This window comes from Pantoea sp. UYEF8 (genome assembly GCF_040546285.1).
GTDB lineage: Bacteria > Pseudomonadota > Gammaproteobacteria > Enterobacterales > Enterobacteriaceae > Pantoea > Pantoea brenneri.
In genome coordinates this window covers 88,055-107,777 of sequence record NZ_JBEPNM010000001.1, presented here as the reverse complement: position 1 = coordinate 107,777, position 19,723 = coordinate 88,055, and the positions used below count along the sequence as shown (strand labels likewise).

Below are 19,723 nucleotides of genomic sequence, written 5' to 3'. Positions count from 1 at the left end.
GTATTAATTTTATTGAACAGAAAGCAGTATGAAGAATTAGATAATAAGGTAACGGGGAAAGTTCATTCTCATGGCTTATTTCAGGTGGCCGTAGAGCAAGCGTTGAACTTATAAACAGTCTTTTTACTGTATATGAGTATAATCTTTACAATAGGGCGTTGGCGTAAGGGAAATATTCAGGAATGGATTAGGATGATTCTGCAAATTAATATAAGTGAGAGGATGTTTTTTTATTTTATCAGTGATTAATAGTCGGGTAATTATTAGTCTGCATGCTATTTATATGACTGCCCGCTTAACTATCTGCCGGACAGATGAAACAGCCCCCGGCAACGGTGCCGGGGGAGCGTGTTATGACTGAGGCTGACCGACCGGGCCTGAACCCAGCGTACCGCCTGGTGAAGACTGACCGCTTGGCGCATGAGGACGGCCATCTTCTTTAATCGCGCTGCTCTGGTGTGAACAGCCTGCCAGTGACGTCAGGGTTGCTGCAACCAGCAACAGGGCAGGGAATGCTTTCATGTGACCACCTTTTATTTATTCAGAAAAGTAAAAAGAATCTGTAAGCACGTACCTGACTAAGCCTGGTTGAAAAATAACATTCAGCCTGAAGGGATCTGATTTTTCAGAGATTTCTCAGCACCGGGCGGGACGCGACAGCCAAAAAAAAACGGAAGCCAGCGGCTTCCGTTCTGTCACGTATTCTGCCGAATTACTTGCGGCCCAGCAGGAAGCCGATGAATACGCCCACGCCTGCGGCAACAGCCAGACCGGCAAAAGGATTAGACTGAACCTGATCCTTGATGCAATCCGCTGCATCACGCGCGGCATAACTGGCCTGGTTGGTATAACGACGGGCCGCGCCTTTCGCCTGATGCTCAGATGAACCGGTTGCTGCGCCAAATTGTTCCTGAACTGCGCCAGCGGCTTCTTTAACTTTATCTTCGATTTTTCCTGACATTTAGTGCTCCTTGGTTTTAGTGAGACTCTCCAAGCGTAGCAAAGATGGCGAACTCTGCGCCGTTAAGCGGTAAATGAAGCGGTAAAAATCGTTTCTGGCTGTGAATGGCGTTCTGTTTGCAGGCAAAGCGTTTCCTGTCTAGCCTTTGTAAAACCGGGTCGATGTTAAGCGTAATGGGAGGAGAGGCGATGAAACGTGATGTACTCAAAGAAGACGACTATGACGAAGTGTGCCGGGTGATAGGCGACGCGGTCATTATGCTGGTGGAGTGTGGCCATGAAACCAAACGCGATGATATCTATGACGTGCTGAAACGCACCCGCCAGCACCGCGCCCACAGCGAACGGGACGAGCAAAAGATGCTGGAACACGCTATCCGTTTGATCAAACCCTGAGCTTTCTGCGCCAGACCGGAAGCGTAAAACCGGCACTGAGGCCGGTTTACCTTGCCACTCCGCTACTGCAACAGCACACCCTGAATCAGACTGGCATTGACTATGGTTACCTCGTCTATCTTCAGCGCCCGCATGTAGCCTTCAACCAGCAACAGATTACTGACGTCGGTTGCCCGATAATCGCCGGTCAGTTCGCTGTCGCCTTTCCAGACCTGCTGTTTCGCCAGCGCGCTTAAGGTGGCCAGACTGTAATGCTGAGGTTTGCCTGCTAACTGATTACGGATAGAAAAACCGTGCACGCCACCAATGCCAATCACCCGGCGGCTGGCCACATCCTGCATGATTTCGGGGCTGATATCGTTACGGGCAAACAACCCGACAAAGCGCAGCACCGATTGCCGCCACGAACCAATCGGGTTTGGCGACGCGGCGTCCGGGGTGTTTTTCAGCACCGTCAGGATGAAATTCTTCAGCGTCACCGAGGCGAGCTTACCCTGATAAATATCGGCGACCGGCTGGCCCTGCTGCTGTCGCCAGGCGGTCATCTGCATCGAACCACCGCCAATATCCCACACCAGCAGCTGATCATCGCGGAGTGTCGGATCGTTAAGCGCCGCTTTCGCCGAGAGAAAACCGAGCTTTGCTTCCTGCTGCTGTGAGATGACAGTCAGTTGGGTGCGGGTCTGGCTGGCCAGCGCGGCCACCACCGCCGGACCATTGCTGGCGCGACGAAATACCGCCGTTGCCACGCCGCTGATGCGCTGTGGGTGATAACGTTGCGCATTGTTCACTAGCTGCCGCAGCGCCACTTCACCCTGATGGATAATCGCCGGACTCAGCCGGTTATCGCTGGCCGCCGACAGCGCGTCGTTGTACGGCACGGCGCGCTGATCCTGATACAGCATTTTCTCGATGCGATGCTGACAGACATCCACCCGGGCGACGGCGATTTTGGTGCTGCCGGAGCCGATATCAAGGCCGGCCCGGATTTGCTGACACGCCTCGGCCGCGGCCGCGCCAGTGAACAACAGTGAACAGATCAGCGTTACAACAGGCAGCGCAAAAGGGCGCATAGCGGCTCCGGTAGCAGGGGAAAGCGGGATTAACGGGACGCCACGCAAGCCGGATACCAGCTCACCAGGAAATGGCGCAGATGGTCGAAACACCATTCGGCGTCATCAGCCTGCGGGCAATAGAACTGAATGGTGATTTTTTCATATTCGCGCTGCCGCTGACGCAGCGGTGACCAGCTCCAGTCGAGCACCGAGCGGGCATAATTCACCAGCGTGCCGGGCGGCATCTGATGTTGCTTCTCCTGCTCGGCCAGATAGAGATTAAAGCGGGCTTCAAGTTCCAGCGCCTCATCATGGCCGTGATGCGGCAGATCGGGGCGAAACGCCACGTCAACAAAGCCACATACCGCATTGGTCTGCTGCTGCCAGTCGCAGGCCAGCGTCATAAACAGTCCATCCTGCAGATTAATCTCTTCCACCAGCCGACGCAGATTGACCGAATGAGCCAGCACCGCGATCTCCTCCAGCCGGCCGGTTTCCAGCGTAAGATCGAAACCACACGGATTAACCGAGCCATCGGCATTGCGGGTGGCGGGGAAGGGGAAATCGATGTAACCGTTGTTATCCAGACGCTTTTCCATGGGAAAGAGACCTGCTGCTTGACGTTTCGTGACAATAAACCATCTGGCAGCAGGTTTCACCCCTTATGGACATGTCCAGGTAATCTGGGTGTTCTGATACGGATTGATCAGGCGGAACTGTTTATCGGACAGGCGCTGGGCATAGTAACCTTCGCGCGTGACGGCGGAAGGGACATACCTGAAACGATCAAGCGACTGCAGCGGCCCGCTGTCTACCCTGACATCATCGCGGCTGACGCTGAACGAACTCACCAGGTCAAAGATGACACCCTGCGTTTGTCCCATTGATTGGCCATAAATCGTCGATACTTCGCCGGGACATTCAACGCCTTTCGGGCCAGATGAACATCCAGTCATCAGTATGATGAATATGAAAATGCTGAGTCGCAACATGATCCTCTACCTGCTTCAGTCCCTGGGAATCTCGTGGCGCTGATTCTATCTTGTTGCGTCACTAATAGCTTGATCATAGCAGTTTCAACACCGCTTCCCATTTGCAATTTGTTTAATCGGTAAGCAACAGGAATGTAAAAGGGTGACTTTGCTAATTAATTAACGTTATTCTTGGCTTCTTTGCGCACCACTTAGGCAAAACCAGGGATAAATGATGAACGAAGAAGAAGCACATCTAATGATTATTCGTCACGCGATTGAGCAACTTGAGAGCGATAAAAAGCATCAGGTGGTCAGTTGTGCAGCGGATATTCGCGCCGCCATGCAGGCATATGACGGCGAAAATGCGGGACTGGCCCTGATGTTAGTGGCTGCAGAGGTCTCGTCAGCATAACGGCAGACAGGCCAGCGTAACCGATCCGGACGCTGGCCTGATTACTTTAAAAACGCTCAACTTTTCAGATTTTCCTCCGCCCGATTCTACCTTTCACTGGTCTTATTTTACCCGCCGCATGACATTTTCTCTCACCTGTGATGTGTTAAGCTAAAAAATTGCTAATAAAATCATCCATTCAGCGGAGAGATCAGATGAAGACAGCACTGATGACCCTCGGCCTGCTGGCCTGTTATATCGCCCCCGCCTGGAGCGAGAGCGAGTTTCAGATTACCTGTCCTGGCCGTCCGACCATGACCATCTCACGCGCTGAGTACGGCTTAACCACCTTAATGTGGCCGCAGCGACACTTCCAGATTGCTGCCGGCCAGCAGCGCACCCAGTTACAGGCTGGCGATAAGGTGGCGATTACCCGCTTTCGTAACGGCGACCAGTTAATCGTTAACCAGCGCACTCAGGCGACCTTCTTTGTTTACCGCGACAGCGATAAGCTGGTGCCCTGTAGCCGCAGCGAAAAACGTGATGTCGATGCGTTGACCCTGGAGCGCTACGATGATCGTCAGCAGCCCAACTCTTAATCCCTCGTCACAGGAGCCGCTATGCAACTCAGTATCACCGATAAGGTAACACCGCAGGATCTGGATGAAGTCCGTCTGGGGCTGAATGCGTTCAACAGCAAATTTATTAATGTTGATGAGATCAAATCGATTGGGGTGTTTATCTGCGATGAGCAGGGCAGGAAGCAGGCGGGGCTGACCGGCTCAACCGCCGGCAACTGGCTGCGAATCGACATGCTGTGGGTGAGTGATACGTTGCGCGGGCAGGGCGTCGGTAGCCGGTTAATCAGGGCGGCAGAGCAGGAAGCGCGCCAGCGCGGTTGCCGTTTCGCTCAGGTCGATACCGCCAGTTTTCAGGCTCGTCCTTTCTATGAAAAGCTCGGCTTCACCCTGCGTTTCAGCCTTGACCACTATCCCCGCCAGCATCAGCGGCATTATCTGACCAAAGCTTTGTGATCAGAACAGCGGCTGCTGGCGCAAATCCAGCGGCTGCTGTTCTGCTTCATCAATCGCAGCCAGCCAGCTTTGCAGCGTCACTTTTTTCCACGACAGATGACCACGGGTGGTGCTCATCAGCACCACATCGGGTCGCAGCGTGCGGTAAAACTCCAGCGTCTGGCTCAGCTCCGCCGGATTGCTGTCCGGCACCAGCACGGTAACCCACCGGTCATGCGCCCGCGTCACCGTATCGCCGACAAACAGATAGGTCAGGCCGAGTGGCGAATGATAAAGGAAGCTGCTGCTGCCCGGCGTATGGCCCGGCGTGGGCAGCAGCTGGAAATTGCCGAAATGGGTCTCCTGCTGCGAAAACGTATCGTCAGGCTCCACGAAACGGCTGATCGGACCCAGCGAGCGGCTGTGACAGTAAAGCGCACTGCTGAAACGTTGCTGAATCAGCGCGGCACCCGGTGCAGACTCATGCCAGTGCGTCAGATAGTGGCGGATTACTCCGCCGGTATCGGCGATCACTTCATGATCGAGCGGATTTTCCACCCGGCCAATCAGCAGATTACCGCGCGGGTGACGCAGCATAAACCCATGCATCATCAGGTCGTTAACGGTATCTTCCACCGGAAATTCCGGGGTTGAGATCCACAAATCGTCATACAACGGCTTCAATGTCGATCTCCTGAAACGTTTTTTATCCGCGCAGGACGGGATGCCCGGTCGCTTGCAAATGGGCGTGCCCCTGACTGACCTGTAAGCTGGCACTGGCCCCTAAAGGCAGGGTTACGGTGTCAGCCGCATGGCCAAACGCTAACTCGCTGATCACCGGCAAGCCGCAGGTGTCGCGCAGCCGTTGCCAGACGGTGCTGAAATCAAATCCGTTGTCATATTCTGACAGGGCGGTACTGGTAAAACTGCCGGTGACGATGGCGCGCTGGCGGGCCAGAATACCGCTCTGCTGCAGCTGAATCAGCATCCGTTCAATGCGGAACGGGTGCTCATTCACATCCTCGATCACCAGAATGCCGTTTTCGATCTGTGGCATCCACGGCGTACCGATCAGCGAACAGATCATCGCCAGGTTACCGCCCCACAGCGTACCCTGCCATTCGCCCTGATCCGGCGATTCGCTCTGCCAGTCTACGTTGACTGTAGGTGATGTCAGCGCCTGCCAGAAGTGCTGCAGGGTAAATTCAGATAAAGTCGTCGCGCCAAAATTGCCGGCCAGCATCGGCGCGCTGAAACTGATCAAGCCTACCTGCGCCAGCAGGGCGAGCTGGATCGCCGTGAAATCGCTGTGGCCGCACAGCGCCAGTGGCTGATTCAGCAGGCGACGCTGCAGTCCCACGTAATCGATCGCGTCCAGTAACCGGCTGGCACCGTAGCCGCCGCGCACCGCCAGCACCACATCGGGCAGGGTGCTGAGCGTAGCCAGCTGGTTGATATCCGCCAGCCGCTCGGCGTCAGTGCCGGCAAAGCGCTGGAAACGGCGGGTAATCACCTGCTGGTTATCAACCTGATGGCCCGCCGCGCGCAGCCGTTCAACGCCAAGCAGGGCTGCAGGCTGATTGTGACAGTAACCGGACGGGGAGATAAGACGGATTGAACGTGAAATCATCATACTTTCCTGCTGTTAGCGCACCTGACTCAGGCCGATGATGACGAAAAGCGCCGCTGAAGTCACGGTACGGAAAGCGAATTACTGCATTTAGGATAAACGGTAATTTTGCTCTGAGTCTGTCTGGGTATGATAGCATTCGCCACTTCTGCAACGAGATGAAAAATTGCTGAAATTCCGACACCTTATCCTGTCAGCGTTATTCCTGACCGGCTGTGCCAGCGAGCCGTCGCATCATGCTGTTAAACAGCGGAATACGCCGTTAACCCAGGCACCGCCCTCCAGCGTCAATGATGCCTGGTCGATGTTTACCGAAGATGCCGCCAGTCATTATGGTGTTGATGAGAAGCTGATCAGCGCCATTATTAGTGTCGAGTCGGGTGGGAATCCGGGTGTGGTCAGCCGCTCTAATGCCGTCGGGCTGATGCAAATCAAAGCCTCTACTGCGGGTCGCGAAGTCTACCGAACGCTCGGACGGCGCGGACAGCCTTCCAACGCTGAGCTGCGCGATCCGGCGAAGAATATCGATATCGGCACCGCCTATATCCGCATCCTGCAGGACTCCGCCCTGTCGGGCATCCGCGATCCGCTGACGCTGCGTTATGCCACCATCGTCTCTTATGCCAACGGCGCTGGCGCACTGCTGCGCACCTTCTCGCGCGACCGCGATCGGGCGATTGCGATGATCAATGCGATGTCGCCGGACGAGTTTTATCAGCATGTGCAGAATAAACATCCGGCGGCTCAGGCACCGCGCTATCTGTGGAAAGTGACCACCGCTTATCGCACCATCTGATGATCCGTCCGGCGGAGTTCACTGATGGACCCGCCGGGCGACACGCTGCTTAGCCGCGTCAGCAGGCCAGCAGCTGCCGCGCCGTCGGATAATCGACAATCAGCACATTGATATAACCGCCGCGCAGCGCGCCCCGGATCGCCTGGGCTTTCTCTGTTCCACCCGCCAGCGCCACCACCTGCGGACACCGCTTCACCTGCGCCAGTTCCATACCGATGACCGGATCTTCTTCAGCCTGCAATACCGGCTGCCCACTGGCGTCGAAATAGTGCAGACAGATATCGCCGACCGCGCCGCGCGCTGCCAGGGTCCGGAGCATCTCGCCATCGTAATAGTTGCCGGAATTGCGCAGCAGCGCCGACGGCTCGAGATCGCCAATCCCGACGATGGCCAGATCGACCTGATCAAATTTACCCAACACCTCCGCCACTTCAGCATTGGCCGACAGCCGCTGGCGATCGCTGACCGATCGTTCAATCGACTGCGAGGGCAGCAGCCAGGCCGGGCAGTTGAGCAACGCCGCCAGGTTTTGCGTCAGAATAGTCGCCTGCACATTGCCGTTCGCGCCGACCCCACCCAGCAGCTGGATCACCCCTTTGCAGGAGCTGTTCAGCGGATGCAGCGCATCGACCATCGCCCGAATGGTGCCGCTCCACGATGAAATGCCAATCAGTTCATCATCCCGCAGGCGAGTCTCAAGATAATGCGCCGCCGCCGATCCAATCGCCTGCTTAATCTGTAAGGTCGAGGCCTGATCCGGCACATCCACCACGATCGCCTGCGGCAGGCCGTAGGTCTGCTCAATCGCTTTCTCCAGTTCAGGAAAAACATTGGCTGGCGGAACCACGCTGATCTTAACCACGCCCTCTTTGACGCTGCGATTAAGAATGCGTGAGACAAACGACTGCGATAACTTCAGTGACTGCGCAATCTCTGACTGCTTGAGCCCTTCAACGTAGTAAAGGGTGGCAATCTTCACCATCAGTCGCTGTTCATCCTGTTTTGCCATCGGTTTTTCCCTCTCTGATTCTGCCCGGTATTGTTAACCAGGATCGCCAAAATCACAACGCAGGTTAATTTGTGATCGTTTTCGCTTTTTAGTGATCGCGCATTGGACGGCGTGTCGCCGCCGGTGCATAGTCATTATGCATATAAAATCGCGTGTGAATATATATTCAAGCGGAGAAAAATAATGACTCGTCCTCTGATCAAACTGACCCTGCTGGCTTCAATCATCGCTTTCTCATCCTCGGTGCTGGCAGCGGAAACCGGGCTGCTGGCGATTATCACCCCGTCACACGACAACCCCTTCTTTAAAGCGGAGGCGGAAGGCGCGTTAGCCAAAGCCAAAGAGCTGGGATACACCACGCTGGTGGCCTCGCATGATGATGACGTCAACAAACAAAACCAGCTGATTGAAACGGCGATCGCCCGCAAAGCCAAAGCGATCATTCTGGATAACGCCGGTGCCGATGCCACGGTCGGGCCGGTGCAAAAAGCCAAAGATGCCGGTATCCCGACCTTCCTGATCGACCGGGAGATCAATAAAACCGGCATTGCGGTGGCGCAGATCGTCTCGAATAACTATCAGGGCGCGCAGCTGGGGGCTGAGAAATTTGCCAAATTGCTGGGCGGTAAAGGGGACTACGTTGAACTGCTCGGCAAAGAGTCCGACACCAACGCTGGCGTGCGTTCGCAGGGTTACCACGACGTGCTGGATGATTACAGCGAGATGAAAATGGTGGCTCAGCAGAGCGCCAACTGGAGCCAGACTGAAGCCTTCAGCCGGATGGAAACCATTCTGCAGAAGCACCCCAATATCGTCGGGGTGATCTCCGGCAACGACACCATGGCGCTGGGAGCTGAAGCCGCGCTGAAAGCCGCCGGCAAAACCGCGGTAATCGTGGTGGGCTTTGACGGCAGCGACTACACCCGCGACTCGATTATCAATAAAGGCAATATCAAAGCCACGGTGCTGCAACCGGGCTGGGATCAGGCGCAGATGGCGGTCAGTCAGGCCGACTACTACCTGAAAAATGGCAAAGCGCAGAAAGAGGAGAAGCAGCTGATGGACTGCGTGCTGATTGACGACAGCAACGCCGCCAGACTGAAAAACTTCAACCTGGCGAAATAATCATGAAACGGATACTGGCGGTATTAACCGGGATGGCGCTGCTCAGCGCCTGTACCGTGGTGGATCTGGATGCAAACGGTCAGCCGATTCTGCCGAAAGATCCGCAGGCGAAACCGGGTTATGCGACCCAGACGCCGCAGCAAATCGCGGAGGAAAGCTGGCAATCACGGGTGATGGACACCGCCAACAGCCATGCGCTGAGCTGGGCTGATATGCAAACCAAAAGTCAGACGGTGAAGGCGGGCGGCCGTGAAAGCGTGTTTGTCCGGGCCAGCGGCACCGTCAGCGCACTGAATGACAGCAATCCGCGTGAGCGTATCCTGACCCTGATACTGAACGGCAAACCGGTTGAAGTCAGCGTCGGGCCGGTGCTGCGCAGTAATGCAATCCGCGATGCCGCCGGTTTTCGTTTTGAAGAGTTTACTAATCAGGTGCAGTACGCCCAGCTGACCCGGGCGCTTAATCGCCATGCGGTGAAGCAGCTGCCGACGCTGGACGCCAGCTGGGTCAACCAGCCGGTACAGGCGCTGCTGGCGGTGAGCATCGGACACGGCAGTGTTGATGAGGTGGTGGCAGTCGAACTGAAGCGGGGGACGCCCTGATGGACGATGAGATCATTCTGCGGGCTGAGCAGATTTCAATGCTGTTTCCCGGCACGCTGGCGCTGGATCGCGTCGACTACCGGGTATGGCGTGGCAAAGTTAACGTCATCATCGGTGAAAACGGTGCCGGTAAATCGACCCTGATGAAGATTCTTGCCGGCGTGCAGCAACCCACCGCCGGTGCGCTGTTTCTCAACGGCGCGCCGCTGACGCTCAGCAGCACCCGCGACGCCGCACGGCACGGCATCGGTATGGTGCATCAGGAACTCAATCTGTTTGAGAACCTGACGGTGGCGGAAAATCTGTTTCTGGGACGCGAACTGCAGCGTGGCTTAGCGCCGATTAATGAGGCGGAGCAGGCACGTCGCACCGCGGCGCTGATGGCGCGTCTCGACCAGCCGATTTCGCCCAATGAACGGGTCGGTAACCTGAAAGTCGGTCAGCAGCAGCTGGTAGAGATCGCCAAAGCGCTGGCCGAAGATGCGGACATTCTGATCCTCGATGAACCGACTTCGGCGCTGAGCAAAACCGAAGTGGAGATCCTGTTCCGGGTGATTCGCGATCTGACGCAGCAAGGGGTTTCAATCATCTACATCTCGCACCGGCTGGAGGAGCTGATGGCGATTGGCGATGTCATCACCATCCTGCGCGATGGCCGTTTCCAGGCCGAAGCGCCGGTCAGCAGCATCGACGTGCCGTGGATTGTGCGGGAAATGCTGGGCAGCGAGCCGGTCACCACTTTTCTGCCGGAATCACGCCAGTTCGGGGCCCCGATGCTGGAAGCGCAACACATCACCTGCGTCAGCCCGAACGGCAATACGCTGGTCGATGATGTCAGCTTCCAGGTGCGGGCCGGTGAAATTGTCGGCATCTATGGCCTGATGGGGGCCGGCCGTACCGAGCTGTTTGAGTGCCTGCTGGGCAGCCAGCGCAACTACCTGGGCAAGCTGTGGCTCGACAGCAAACCGCTGCCAACCCGCCTGCCGACTGCGGATCGCATCCGGATGGGCATGAGTCTGGTGCCGGAAGACCGTAAGCGGTCAGGGATTTTTCCGGTTTCCTCGGTGGCGAGTAACCTCACCATCGCCAGCCTGTGGCGTCGGCTGTCGCACCGGTTTGCCATTGCTCATCAGCAGGAGCAGCAGGCGGTGAGTCAGACGGTGGGCAATCTGGCGATTAAGATCTCCTCGCCGGAGGTGGCAATCAGCGCCCTGAGTGGAGGCAACCAGCAAAAGGTGGTGATTGGCCGCGCGTTGCTGACCAATCCGCGCCTGCTGCTGCTGGATGAACCGAGTCGCGGCATTGATGTCGGGGCAAAAGCGGAAGTGTTTCGCATGATGGTGGCGCTGTCGCAGCAGGGTATTGCGGTGCTGTTTTCCACTTCCGATCTGAAAGAGATCATGGCGGTAGCCGACCGCATCCTGGTGATGTCGGGCGGCAAACTTACGGCTGATCTTCCGCGTGAGCAGGCGGAAGAGGCAGCGCTGGTAAAAGCAAGTGCGCAGGGGTTCTGAGCATGAAAAGCAATAACAGCGTGGCGCTGGCCACACTTCCCGCTAAAGCGTTTAACTCGCGTGAAAATTTTTTGCTGCTGTTACTGAAGCTGCGCACCTTTATTGCGCTGATTCTGATCGTCGGGTTCTTTGCTATTACCGTGCCGGATTTTCTGGCGGTCGGCAGCCTGGTGATTATGGTGAAACACATTGCCATCAACGCTTTTCTGGCGCTCGGCATCACCTTCGTCATTATCACCGCCGGCATTGACCTGTCGATTGGTGCCACGCTGGGGCTGTGCGGCATGATCGCCGGCTGGCTGATCACCAAAGGCATTGTGTTACCGATGTTCGGCATTGCGATCTTCCCCAGCGTCTGGCTGATTGTGCCGTTTGTTCTGCTGGTCGGCGCGCTGATCGGTGCTGGCAACGGCTGGATTATCACCCGCTATAACGTTGCGCCGTTTATCTGCACCCTCGGCACCATGTATATCCTGCGCGGCGCGGCAATGCTGACCTCGGGCGGAGAAACTTTTCCCGGCCTGCAGGGTAATCCGCTGCTCGGCAACACCGGTTTCGATCAGATTGGTGCCGGTCATTTTCTTGGCTTGCCCTACGCCATCTGGATGATGGTGCTGCTGGCGCTGGTAATTGCTTATGTCGCGCGCCGCCTGCCGTTTGGACGCCAGGTTTACGCCATCGGTGATAACGAACGCGCCGCCGAGCTATCGGGGGTGAAAACCCGTCAGGTCAAAATACTGGTCTATACGCTTTCCGGCTTCTGCGCGGCGATTGCCGGCATTGTGGTCTCATCGCAGCTGGTCGCCAGCCACCCGGCCAACGGTACTGCATTCGAGATGAACGCCATTGCCGCGGTGGTGCTGGGCGGCACTTCGCTGGCGGGCGGGCGCGGCACCATTGTCGGCACGCTGATTGGGGCGTTTGTGATTGGCTTCCTGGCGGACGGATTGATCATGATGGGCGTCAGTGAGTTCTGGCAGATGGTGATTAAAGGCATCGTGATCATCATTGCGGTGATCATCGATCAGACCCAAAGCCGGATGCAGCAAAAAGCGGCCGTGGTCGCGCAAAAAGCACTGATAGAGGAGGGCGCGCCACTCAAACCTTAATCGTTCTGTCTGCTTACTGAGCCGGCGATCAGCGGATAACCCGCAGGTGAATCCGATATTCCGTGTCCATCCGCCGCCACAACAGCCAGCAGCCATAAAGCAGGCCTGTTTTGCCGGCCGCTTTGCACGCCATTTTTTTTAACCCTTGTGAATATTTATTCATAAACGATTTAAAATTCAGAGGTAGCGTATGAATCCTTTCACTCTTCCGGTAGACGATCTGAAGCGCAGAGCGCGGGCGATCCGTCGTCGTATTATCCAGCTTAACGCGGGCAGTCCGGCGGGGGGACATACCGGAGCCGATCTGTCGCAGGTAGAGATACTCACGGCGCTCTATTTCCGCATTCTCAACTGCGCGCCGGATCGCACCGATGACCCGCAGCGTGACATCTACATCCAGTCAAAAGGGCACGCGGTCGGCGGTTACTACTGCGTGCTGGCGGAGGCGGGCTACTTCCCGACCGACTGGCTCGCCACCTATCAGCATGCGGATTCCCATCTGCCCGGGCATCCGGTACGGCAAAAAACCCCTGGAGTTGAACTGAATACCGGCGCACTGGGACACGGGCTGCCGGTGGCGGTCGGGATTGCCATTGCGGCGAAGAAAGACCGCAGCACGCGCCGCATTTTTGTAGTCACCGGCGACGGTGAGCTGGCGGAAGGCAGTAACTGGGAGGCGGCGCTGGTGGCGGCCCATTACGGTCTCGACAATCTGATCATCATCAATGACAAGAACAAGCTGCAACTGGCGGGCGCGACCCGCGAGATCATGAACACCGATCCGCTGCCGGAAAAATGGCGTGCTTTTGGACTGGAAGTCACCGAGTGCAACGGCAATGACATGGCGGCGGTGGTTGAAACCATCGAAAGCCTGCCGCAGAACGGCAAACCGCAGGTGATTGTGGCGCATACCGAGAAGGGATTTGGCGTCTCCTTTATCCAGAGCAAAGCCGAGTGGCATCACCGGGTACCAAAAGGGGCGGAAATTGAGCAGGCGCTGGAGGAGTTAAAAGATGAGTAATGCACAACATTTAGCCAGTGTAATGGTAACGGCCTTTATCGACGCGGTGAATCGCGGCGTGGATCTGGTGCCGGTGGTGGCGGATTCGACCTCAACCGCCAAAATCGCGCCGTTTATCAAGGCATTCCCCGATCGTTTAATCAACGTCGGCATTGCTGAGCAGACGCTGGTCGGCACTGCGGCAGGCCTGGCACTGGGCGGTAAAATTGCCGTCACCTGCAATGCCGCACCGTTTCTGGTGTCGCGGGCCAATGAGCAGGTGAAAGTCGACGTCTGCTACAACAACACCAACGTCAAACTGTTCGGCCTGAATGCCGGTGCCAGCTATGGCCCGCTCGCCAGTACCCATCACAGTATCGACGACATCGCGGTGATGCGCGGCTTCGGCAATATTGAGATCTACGCGCCCTCCTGTCCGCTGGAGTGCCGCCAGATTATCGACTATGCGCTGGCGCACGTCGGGCCGGTCTATATCCGTCTGGATGGCAAAGATCTGCCGCAGTTGCACGATGAAAGCTACCAGTTCAGGCCGGGGCAGATCGACGTATTGCGCGAAGGTCATGACATTGCGCTGGTGGCGATGGGCTCCACGGTTCACGAGGTGGTTCACGCGGCTGAGCAACTGGCTGAGCAGGGGATTTCAGCCGGTGTGATCGCGGTTCCATCGATTCGACCCTGTGATACCCAACAGCTGCGCAACCTGTTAAATCACTACCCAGCGGTAATCAGCGTTGAAGAGCATAACGTCAATGGCGGTGTCGGCAGCCTGGTGGCTGAGGTGCTGGCGGAAGGCGGCTGTGCGATTCCGCTGCTGCGGCTCGGTATTCCGGATGGCGAATATGCCATTGCCGGCGATCGCGCCTCAACCCGAGCCCACCATGGCATTGATGCCAGCAGCGTGGTTAACAGTGCAGCGCGTATCTGCGCAGGAGCGTAACGATGGTGGGACCCCTGATCCTGGCGATTGATGAAGGCACCACCAATGCCAAAGCGATCGCGGTTGATCGTTCTGGCAGCGTAGTGGCGCGCGGTAGCCAGGCGTTAACGCTGGCGCATCCGCAACCGGGGCTGGCGGAGCAGGATCCGCTGGCGATCTGGCAGGCAGTAAAGCAGGCGATCGCGCAGTGCCTGGCGTCCTGTGGCGGGGCCAGCGTGGCGGCGGTGGCGATCAGTAATCAGCGTGAGTCGGTGCTGATCTGGCAGCGCCACGACGGTCAGCCATTGACGCCGCTGGTGAGCTGGCAGGATCGGCGCTCCGAGCCGTTCTGCCGGGATTTACATCAGGCGGGTAAAGCGCCCCGTATCACCGGCCTGACCGGGCTGGCGGTCGACCCGATGTTCCCGGCTGCCAAGCTGACCGGCATGCTGGCGGCTATCCCTGACGGCGTGGCGCGTGCCGAAGCGGGTGAGCTCTGTATTGGCACCGTCGACAGCTGGCTTAGCTGGCAGCTCAGCGCGGGCGAGACCTTTATTACCGATCATGCCAATGCTTCGCGGACCCAGCTCTACAGCCTGCATCTTAACGACTGGGACGATGAGTTGCTGACGCTGTTCCGGCTGCCGCGCGCCGCGCTGCCGCGTATTGTCGCCTCCGCCAGCGAACAGGGCGTGGTCGCGGTGAATGATATTGCGGGCTTAGCGCCGGGCACGCCGATTCTGGCACGCATCGGCGACTCCCACGCCGCGCTGCAGGCACAACGGCGTGGCACAGCGGAAGTGGTAAAAGCCACTTACGGCACCGGATCGTCGCTGATGATGTCAATGGCGACGCCGCTGCTGACCGAAAACGGCCTCAGCACCACGGTGGCCTGGCATGACGGCACCCTGCGTTTTGCGTTCGAAGGCAACATCACTCACACCGGTTCCGGCGCGGCGTGGCTCGGCAGCATGCTGGGGGTTCAGGACCCGCGTCAGCTCACCGCGCTGGCGCAAACCAGTGAAGATAATCAGGGCATCTATTTTGTGCCGGCGCTCTCCGGGCTGGGCGCGCCCTGGTGGGATTTGCAGGCACGCGGCATGGTGTGCGGCCTGACGGATGCGGCCACCCCGGCGGTACTGGCGCGGGTGGCGCTGGAGTCGATTGTCTGGCAGATCGCCGACGTCTTTTTTGCCATGGAACAGGCCAGCGGCCAGCAGCTGCCGGCGTTGTGTGTTGATGGCAGTGCCACCGAAAACAGCTGGCTGATGCAGCTGCAGGCGGATGTGTTGCAGCGCCCGTTGCTGCGGGTCCCGACTGCCGAAGTCTCGGCGCTGGGAGCCGCGCTGCTGGCGGGTAAAGTACTGGGCTGGTGGCAGCAGGGCAGTGATATGCAGGCGTTGCAGGGCGGCAACGTAATCGCGCCACGTGAGGCGTATGCGCAGCGGATGCAGGAAAACTATAAAGGCTGGATCGACGCCGTCGCTCGTTGTCGTTATCAGCCACATTAACCCTTTCGGAGCAGAGCCATGTCAAAACTACCTCAGCAGTTAACCTTCGGCGTCATTATTGGCAACCGCGGGTTCTTTCCCAGCTATCTGGTGGGTGAGGCGCGCCAGCAGGCGGTCGCGCTGTTTGAAAAAATGAACATCAATACGGTGATGCTGGATGAGAGCCAGACCAATCTCGGCGGGGTGGAGACGCGGCAGGAAGCCAAAATCTGCGCCGAACTGTTTCGCCAGCACCGGGATGCCATTCACGGTGTGGTGGTGTTGTTGCCTAACTTTGGTGACGAAAAAGCGATCGCAGAGGCGTTACGCCTCGCCGGTTTGAATGTGCCGGTACTGGTGCAGGCCGAGGAAGATAACCTCGACAAAATGGGGCTGGCGACCCGCCGTGACAGCTTCTGCGGCAAAATATCGCTGTGCAACAACCTGCGGCAATATGGCATTCCCTTTAGCCTGACCCGTCAGCACGTCTGCGCCCTGAGCAGTGAGATTTTCATGCAGGATCTGCAACGGTTCAGCCAGCTCTGCCGGGTAGTCAATGCGATGCGGCGGGTGCGGGTGGGGGCCATCGGTGCCCGGCCCGCCGGATTCAATACCGTGCGCTACAGCGAAAAGCTGCTGGAGAAGATGGGGATTGCGGTCGAAACGCTCGATCTGTCGGAGATTTTCACCCGTACCAACCGGCTGCGTGATGATGATATCCGCGTAGCGGAGAAGCGCGAGATTCTCGAAGCCAACGCCGATGCGCGCGGCATTCCGGGCGAAAAACTGCAAACCATGGCGAAACTGTTCGTGGTGATCAGCGAGTGGGTCAGTGACAACGATATCGACACCACCGCGATTCAGTGCTGGACCTCGCTGCAGGAAAATCTCGGCATTAACGTCTGCTCGATCATGAGCGTCATGTCGGGACAGCTGATGCCAAGCGCCTGCGAAGTGGATGTCATGGGGGCGCTGTCAATGTATGCCCTGGCCAGCTGCTCGCTGAGTCCCGCCTCGCTGGCGGACTGGAATAACAACTTTGGTGACGATCGCGATAAATGCGTGCTGTTTCACTGCGGCAATTTTGCCAGTGCCAGCCTGGAGTCGCCCACTATGGGCACGGCCGACATTATTGGCACCACGGTAGGCAAAGAGAACACCTGTGGTGCGGTGCATGGCCGGATGAAAAGCGGCGATCTGACCTATTTCCGTCTCTCGACTGATGATTTCAGCGGCGAAATTAAGGCCTACGTCGGCGAAGGCCTTTCAGTAGAGGATCCGCTGGATACGGTGGGCTGCCGCGCCGTAATTCAGGTGCCGCAGCTGGAGTCATTGCTGGCGTGGATTTGCCGTAACGGTTTCGAACATCATGTGGCAATGAACCACTCCGCCACGGCAGAGGTGTTACAGGAGGCGTTCAGCCAGTATCTGGGCGTCAGCTGTTACCGCCATCAGTAGCTCAGTGCCGGTACGCGAGGAGAGCGTCAGCAGGTCAGAGGTGGCTCGCCTGGCCCACGTTGGATAGCGCGGGCCGGGCGAGTACAGGCGCGGATGATCTCCGCCGGCCTTGCCGTTAAGCAGCGGGGAGGCCGGCATCAGCGCGAAAACCGGCTTAGCGCGCCATTCTGCGTACCTCGCCATCCTCATTGTCCACCGCCACCAGATCCACCGGCGGCAGATTACCGCCGCTGAATTCGACCTGACGGATCGGGAAGGCAAAGCGAATGTTGCGCTGTTCCAGCGCTGCCATCAGCTGCAGGTTAATCTCCTGCTGGATATCCATGTACTTGTTGTAATCGGCGTCCAGCACAAAGTAGACCACTTCAAAGGTAAGCTTCGAATCTTCAAACGCCAGGAAATGGGCACGGTCGAAGCGGGTGGTCTCAACGCTCTGGATAATCTCTTTTACCAGCGGACTGATTTCACGCACCTGCTCAGATGGCGTGGCATAGCTGATACCGAACTTAAACACGATGCGGCGCTGCTGCATGCGCTTGTAGTTATGAATCGTCTGCTGCAACAGAATGGTATTTGAGCAGACAATCTGCTCGCCGCTCAGGCTGCGCAGGCGGGTGGTTTTCAGGCCAATATGCTCAATCGAACCGGCAATATCACCAAACACGATGAAGTCGCCGTGCTCAAACGGTTTATCGAAACCGATGGCCAGTGAAGCGAACACATCACTGAGTACCGTCTGAATCGCCAGCGCAATGGCGATACCCCCGACGCCGAGACTGGCAACCAGCGCGGTAATGTTGATGCCCATATTCGACAGAATGGCGAGGAACATCATGATCCACACCACCACGCGCAGCAAAATACCGAGGATCACCGTGGTGACCGGATTGCGCACGTGCAGCGGATCGCGCAGCAGGCTGTGCAGCCAGAGCCGTATGCCGCAGTCGATCCACAGCGCCAGCTGAACGATCAGCGCCAGGAACCAGCCGTGCGATATCGCTACGCGCCACGAGGCGGGTAAATCGACAAATTTCAGCGCGATAAGCAGCGAAAAAATCAGCAGCAGGGTCTGACTGGTGCTGCGCAGAATTTCCACCAGGATGCCGGTGGCCCGAATATGGCGATGTTCGCTATAGCGGGCAATACGGTTAGAGATAAACCGGATCAGGGTACGCAGCAGCCAGTAAATGACGAGGGTAGCGACGATGACGATGGCACTGTTGAGCCAGAAAGATTGATTAAACAGAATGGATTGAAAATGACGTGAAGAAAGCCAGTTTTCCATTGGGGAGATACTCCTTGCTGGGTTCCGGTTTAAAAGAAAACAAGCAAGAAGCATAGCCTGGATGCGGCGCAACTGTGCGGCGCATCCGGCGAAAGAACTTATTGAAAACGGGTCGATTTATCACGCGCCAGGCGCTCAAGGGCAAAAATAACCTGCTGCAGTTGTCGCTCCTGCACCGGATCGAGGGCTGAAAAGCGAAAGCTGAGTCGCGGCGTAATGCGGGTTTCGTTTTTATGGGTGACCACGCTGCGTTCGCCAATGTGCAACAGCTTTACCGGCACTTCAAAATGACCATATTCGCCCAGCTCGACGCGAAAATTTTTGAAGTTGTCGCCGGTTTGTAACCCTTCAGGCAGGGGTTCATCCACCAGCACACCGATTCCGCCCAGCGATAAATCCTGTAGTCGCAGGCGCGCTTTATTGCCGTCGGGCCACTCGGTGTGGCACCAGAACTGCGGTTCCAGCGGCGCATTGACGCGGAAAAATTCGCGACGCTGGATCTGCCACAGCAGTTCAGGCAGCGGCGCGCTGAAGGCAGGCAGTCCCTCGAACTCAACCCGCGTCAGCGCAGCGAGACTGAACTCAACTTTAGCGCCATAGGTTTCCGCCGTAATGCTCAGGTCATCGCAGTTCAGGGCGTAGTCGTTATCCAGGTTGTTACTGCCGAGGTCAAACAGCAACTGGCCTTCATCGGCAGCCAGCATGCGGCTGATAAATTGCCCACGGGAAAAACTCACCAGTAGCGGGGTCTGTAAACGCAGCAGATCCTTCATTACGCCCAGCACGGCCAGCGTGCCCCGTTTTAAATATTGTTCCTGATCGGCTTCTTTCACTTCCTGGCTCCAAAAGGTTAGTGCTTTATTTGTTCTGTTTTTTTTGCCTCATCTCCGTTATCGGCGTGGCAAAAAAAAGCTTTAGCCTCTGACCGGTCAATAATAACTGTGAGCAAGTAAACATTTTTTGAAAACCTGTCTATACT

The 19,723-nt window shown here is 57.1% G+C and carries 23 protein-coding genes; 13 read left to right on the top strand and 10 right to left on the bottom strand.

Annotation, left to right across the window (positions count from 1 at the left end; all coding sequences use genetic code 11):
* Positions 1–351 precede the first annotated feature (351 nt).
* Both ABIB18_RS00560 and ABIB18_RS00555 read right to left on the bottom strand, forming a co-directional pair.
* Positions 352–522 (bottom strand): hypothetical protein, encoded by a 171-nt coding sequence (locus ABIB18_RS00560; RefSeq protein ID WP_031374488.1) that lies wholly within the window; start codon positions 520–522, stop codon positions 352–354.
* Positions 523–712: 190 nt separating this feature from the next.
* The gene (locus tag ABIB18_RS00555) at positions 713–961 is read right to left on the bottom strand and encodes an ElaB/YgaM/YqjD family protein (protein ID WP_031374489.1); all 249 of its coding nucleotides are present in this window, start codon (positions 959–961) and stop codon (positions 713–715) included.
* A gap of 188 nt (positions 962–1,149) precedes the next feature.
* Here ABIB18_RS00555 and ABIB18_RS00550 point away from each other — a divergent pair, with 188 nt between their 5' ends.
* Positions 1,150–1,356, top strand: coding sequence for a DUF2767 family protein (locus ABIB18_RS00550; RefSeq protein WP_031374490.1), 207 nt, complete (start codon positions 1,150–1,152; stop codon positions 1,354–1,356).
* A gap of 62 nt (positions 1,357–1,418) precedes the next feature.
* On the opposite strand, the gene ABIB18_RS00545 is transcribed toward ABIB18_RS00550, so the two are convergent.
* The 3 genes from ABIB18_RS00545 to ABIB18_RS00535 form a co-directional block, all read right to left on the bottom strand.
* Positions 1,419–2,429 (bottom strand): Ppx/GppA phosphatase family protein, encoded by a 1,011-nt coding sequence (locus ABIB18_RS00545; RefSeq protein WP_354473474.1) that lies wholly within the window; start codon positions 2,427–2,429, stop codon positions 1,419–1,421.
* 29 nt (positions 2,430–2,458) lie between these two features.
* Entirely contained in the window at positions 2,459–3,010 is a 552-nt protein-coding gene (locus ABIB18_RS00540) for a hypothetical protein (RefSeq protein WP_031374492.1), read from the bottom strand.
* A gap of 63 nt (positions 3,011–3,073) precedes the next feature.
* Positions 3,074–3,403: a hypothetical protein gene (locus ABIB18_RS00535; RefSeq protein ID WP_089561031.1), complete on the bottom strand. Its 330-nt coding sequence runs from the start codon at positions 3,401–3,403 to the stop codon at positions 3,074–3,076.
* Positions 3,404–3,617: 214 nt separating this feature from the next.
* Between ABIB18_RS00535 and ABIB18_RS00530 the strand changes: the two genes are divergently transcribed.
* The 3 genes from ABIB18_RS00530 (at position 3,618) to ABIB18_RS00520 (ending at position 4,810) form a co-directional block, all read left to right on the top strand.
* A complete protein-coding gene (locus ABIB18_RS00530; RefSeq protein WP_031374494.1) occupies positions 3,618–3,797 on the top strand; it encodes a hypothetical protein in 180 nt (59 codons plus the stop codon).
* Between the two features lie 194 nt (positions 3,798–3,991).
* Positions 3,992–4,375 carry a hypothetical protein gene (locus ABIB18_RS00525; RefSeq protein ID WP_031374495.1) on the top strand — a complete coding sequence of 128 codons (384 nt, stop codon included), beginning with the start codon at positions 3,992–3,994 and terminating at the stop codon, positions 4,373–4,375.
* Positions 4,376–4,396: 21 nt separating this feature from the next.
* On the top strand, positions 4,397–4,810 hold the full coding sequence (locus ABIB18_RS00520; protein WP_031374496.1) for a GNAT family N-acetyltransferase: 414 nt from the start codon (positions 4,397–4,399) through the stop codon (positions 4,808–4,810).
* On the opposite strand, the gene ABIB18_RS00515 is transcribed toward ABIB18_RS00520, so the two are convergent.
* Positions 4,811–5,473: an MBL fold metallo-hydrolase gene (locus ABIB18_RS00515; RefSeq protein WP_031374497.1), complete on the bottom strand. Its 663-nt coding sequence runs from the start codon at positions 5,471–5,473 to the stop codon at positions 4,811–4,813.
* A gap of 22 nt (positions 5,474–5,495) precedes the next feature.
* Positions 5,496–6,419 carry a muramoyltetrapeptide carboxypeptidase gene (ldcA, locus tag ABIB18_RS00510; RefSeq protein WP_176035874.1) on the bottom strand — a complete coding sequence of 308 codons (924 nt, stop codon included), beginning with the start codon at positions 6,417–6,419 and terminating at the stop codon, positions 5,496–5,498.
* 166 nt (positions 6,420–6,585) lie between these two features.
* Here ldcA and emtA point away from each other — a divergent pair, with 166 nt between their 5' ends.
* Positions 6,586–7,215, top strand: coding sequence for a membrane-bound lytic murein transglycosylase EmtA (gene emtA / locus ABIB18_RS00505; RefSeq protein WP_084227875.1), 630 nt, complete (start codon positions 6,586–6,588; stop codon positions 7,213–7,215).
* Between the two features lie 58 nt (positions 7,216–7,273).
* On the opposite strand, the gene ABIB18_RS00500 is transcribed toward emtA, so the two are convergent.
* On the bottom strand, positions 7,274–8,224 hold the full coding sequence (locus ABIB18_RS00500) for a sugar-binding transcriptional regulator (RefSeq protein ID WP_031374500.1): 951 nt from the start codon (positions 8,222–8,224) through the stop codon (positions 7,274–7,276).
* A 183-nt stretch (positions 8,225–8,407) separates the two neighbouring features.
* Between ABIB18_RS00500 and ABIB18_RS00495 the strand changes: the two genes are divergently transcribed.
* The 8 genes from ABIB18_RS00495 to ABIB18_RS00460 all read left to right on the top strand — a co-directional run bounded on the left by ABIB18_RS00495 (position 8,408) and on the right by ABIB18_RS00460 (position 17,459).
* Positions 8,408–9,349 carry a D-ribose ABC transporter substrate-binding protein gene (locus tag ABIB18_RS00495; RefSeq protein WP_069729181.1) on the top strand — a complete coding sequence of 314 codons (942 nt, stop codon included), beginning with the start codon at positions 8,408–8,410 and terminating at the stop codon, positions 9,347–9,349.
* A gap of 2 nt (positions 9,350–9,351) precedes the next feature.
* Positions 9,352–9,951, top strand: coding sequence for a DUF2291 family protein (locus tag ABIB18_RS00490; RefSeq protein WP_031374502.1), 600 nt, complete (start codon positions 9,352–9,354; stop codon positions 9,949–9,951).
* The gene (locus ABIB18_RS00485; protein ID WP_159223636.1) at positions 9,951–11,465 is read left to right on the top strand and encodes a sugar ABC transporter ATP-binding protein; all 1,515 of its coding nucleotides are present in this window, start codon (positions 9,951–9,953) and stop codon (positions 11,463–11,465) included. Before ABIB18_RS00490 ends, ABIB18_RS00485 begins: the two co-directional genes overlap by 1 nt.
* Before the next feature lie 2 nt (positions 11,466–11,467).
* Positions 11,468–12,574, top strand: a complete 1,107-nt coding sequence (locus tag ABIB18_RS00480) for an ABC transporter permease (protein ID WP_031374503.1) — start codon at positions 11,468–11,470, stop codon at positions 12,572–12,574.
* Positions 12,575–12,764: 190 nt separating this feature from the next.
* Positions 12,765–13,595: a transketolase gene (locus tag ABIB18_RS00475; RefSeq protein WP_069729182.1), complete on the top strand. Its 831-nt coding sequence runs from the start codon at positions 12,765–12,767 to the stop codon at positions 13,593–13,595.
* Positions 13,588–14,532 (top strand): transketolase family protein, encoded by a 945-nt coding sequence (locus tag ABIB18_RS00470; RefSeq protein ID WP_031374505.1) that lies wholly within the window; start codon positions 13,588–13,590, stop codon positions 14,530–14,532. Before ABIB18_RS00475 ends, ABIB18_RS00470 begins: the two co-directional genes overlap by 8 nt.
* A gap of 2 nt (positions 14,533–14,534) precedes the next feature.
* Entirely contained in the window at positions 14,535–16,022 is a 1,488-nt protein-coding gene (locus ABIB18_RS00465; protein WP_089561029.1) for an FGGY family carbohydrate kinase, read from the top strand.
* Between the two features lie 18 nt (positions 16,023–16,040).
* Positions 16,041–17,459, top strand: a complete 1,419-nt coding sequence (locus ABIB18_RS00460) for an L-fucose/L-arabinose isomerase family protein (protein WP_031375303.1) — start codon at positions 16,041–16,043, stop codon at positions 17,457–17,459.
* Between the two features lie 154 nt (positions 17,460–17,613).
* Here ABIB18_RS00460 and ABIB18_RS00455 read toward each other — a convergent pair whose 3' ends face one another.
* Positions 17,614–18,744, bottom strand: a complete 1,131-nt coding sequence (locus ABIB18_RS00455; RefSeq protein ID WP_031375304.1) for a mechanosensitive ion channel family protein — start codon at positions 18,742–18,744, stop codon at positions 17,614–17,616.
* Between the two features lie 98 nt (positions 18,745–18,842).
* The gene (locus ABIB18_RS00450) at positions 18,843–19,577 is read right to left on the bottom strand and encodes a flagellar brake protein (RefSeq protein ID WP_354473473.1); all 735 of its coding nucleotides are present in this window, start codon (positions 19,575–19,577) and stop codon (positions 18,843–18,845) included.
* Positions 19,578–19,723: the final 146 nt, after the last annotated feature.

What these genes read in the sequence shown, in the direction of transcription:
- ABIB18_RS00560 (WP_031374488.1), bottom strand. Translation starts at nt 522, where the DNA reads ATGAAAGCATTCCCTGCCCTGTTGCTGGTTGCAGCAACCCTGACGTCA.
- ABIB18_RS00555 (WP_031374489.1), bottom strand. Translation starts at nt 961, where the DNA reads ATGTCAGGAAAAATCGAAGATAAAGTTAAAGAAGCCGCTGGCGCAGTT.
- ABIB18_RS00550 (WP_031374490.1), top strand. Translation starts at nt 1,150, where the DNA reads ATGAAACGTGATGTACTCAAAGAAGACGACTATGACGAAGTGTGCCGG.
- ABIB18_RS00545 (WP_354473474.1), bottom strand. Translation starts at nt 2,429, where the DNA reads ATGCGCCCTTTTGCGCTGCCTGTTGTAACGCTGATCTGTTCACTGTTG.
- ABIB18_RS00540 (WP_031374492.1), bottom strand. Translation starts at nt 3,010, where the DNA reads ATGGAAAAGCGTCTGGATAACAACGGTTACATCGATTTCCCCTTCCCC.
- ABIB18_RS00535 (WP_089561031.1), bottom strand. Translation starts at nt 3,403, where the DNA reads ATGTTGCGACTCAGCATTTTCATATTCATCATACTGATGACTGGATGT.
- ABIB18_RS00530 (WP_031374494.1), top strand. Translation starts at nt 3,618, where the DNA reads ATGAACGAAGAAGAAGCACATCTAATGATTATTCGTCACGCGATTGAG.
- ABIB18_RS00525 (WP_031374495.1), top strand. Translation starts at nt 3,992, where the DNA reads ATGAAGACAGCACTGATGACCCTCGGCCTGCTGGCCTGTTATATCGCC.
- ABIB18_RS00520 (WP_031374496.1), top strand. Translation starts at nt 4,397, where the DNA reads ATGCAACTCAGTATCACCGATAAGGTAACACCGCAGGATCTGGATGAA.
- ldcA (WP_176035874.1), bottom strand. Translation starts at nt 6,419, where the DNA reads ATGATTTCACGTTCAATCCGTCTTATCTCCCCGTCCGGTTACTGTCAC.
- ABIB18_RS00500 (WP_031374500.1), bottom strand. Translation starts at nt 8,224, where the DNA reads ATGGCAAAACAGGATGAACAGCGACTGATGGTGAAGATTGCCACCCTT.
- ABIB18_RS00495 (WP_069729181.1), top strand. Translation starts at nt 8,408, where the DNA reads ATGACTCGTCCTCTGATCAAACTGACCCTGCTGGCTTCAATCATCGCT.
- ABIB18_RS00490 (WP_031374502.1), top strand. Translation starts at nt 9,352, where the DNA reads ATGAAACGGATACTGGCGGTATTAACCGGGATGGCGCTGCTCAGCGCC.
- ABIB18_RS00485 (WP_159223636.1), top strand. Translation starts at nt 9,951, where the DNA reads ATGGACGATGAGATCATTCTGCGGGCTGAGCAGATTTCAATGCTGTTT.
- ABIB18_RS00480 (WP_031374503.1), top strand. Translation starts at nt 11,468, where the DNA reads ATGAAAAGCAATAACAGCGTGGCGCTGGCCACACTTCCCGCTAAAGCG.
- ABIB18_RS00475 (WP_069729182.1), top strand. Translation starts at nt 12,765, where the DNA reads ATGAATCCTTTCACTCTTCCGGTAGACGATCTGAAGCGCAGAGCGCGG.
- ABIB18_RS00470 (WP_031374505.1), top strand. Translation starts at nt 13,588, where the DNA reads ATGAGTAATGCACAACATTTAGCCAGTGTAATGGTAACGGCCTTTATC.
- ABIB18_RS00465 (WP_089561029.1), top strand. Translation starts at nt 14,535, where the DNA reads ATGGTGGGACCCCTGATCCTGGCGATTGATGAAGGCACCACCAATGCC.
- ABIB18_RS00460 (WP_031375303.1), top strand. Translation starts at nt 16,041, where the DNA reads ATGTCAAAACTACCTCAGCAGTTAACCTTCGGCGTCATTATTGGCAAC.
- ABIB18_RS00455 (WP_031375304.1), bottom strand. Translation starts at nt 18,744, where the DNA reads ATGGAAAACTGGCTTTCTTCACGTCATTTTCAATCCATTCTGTTTAAT.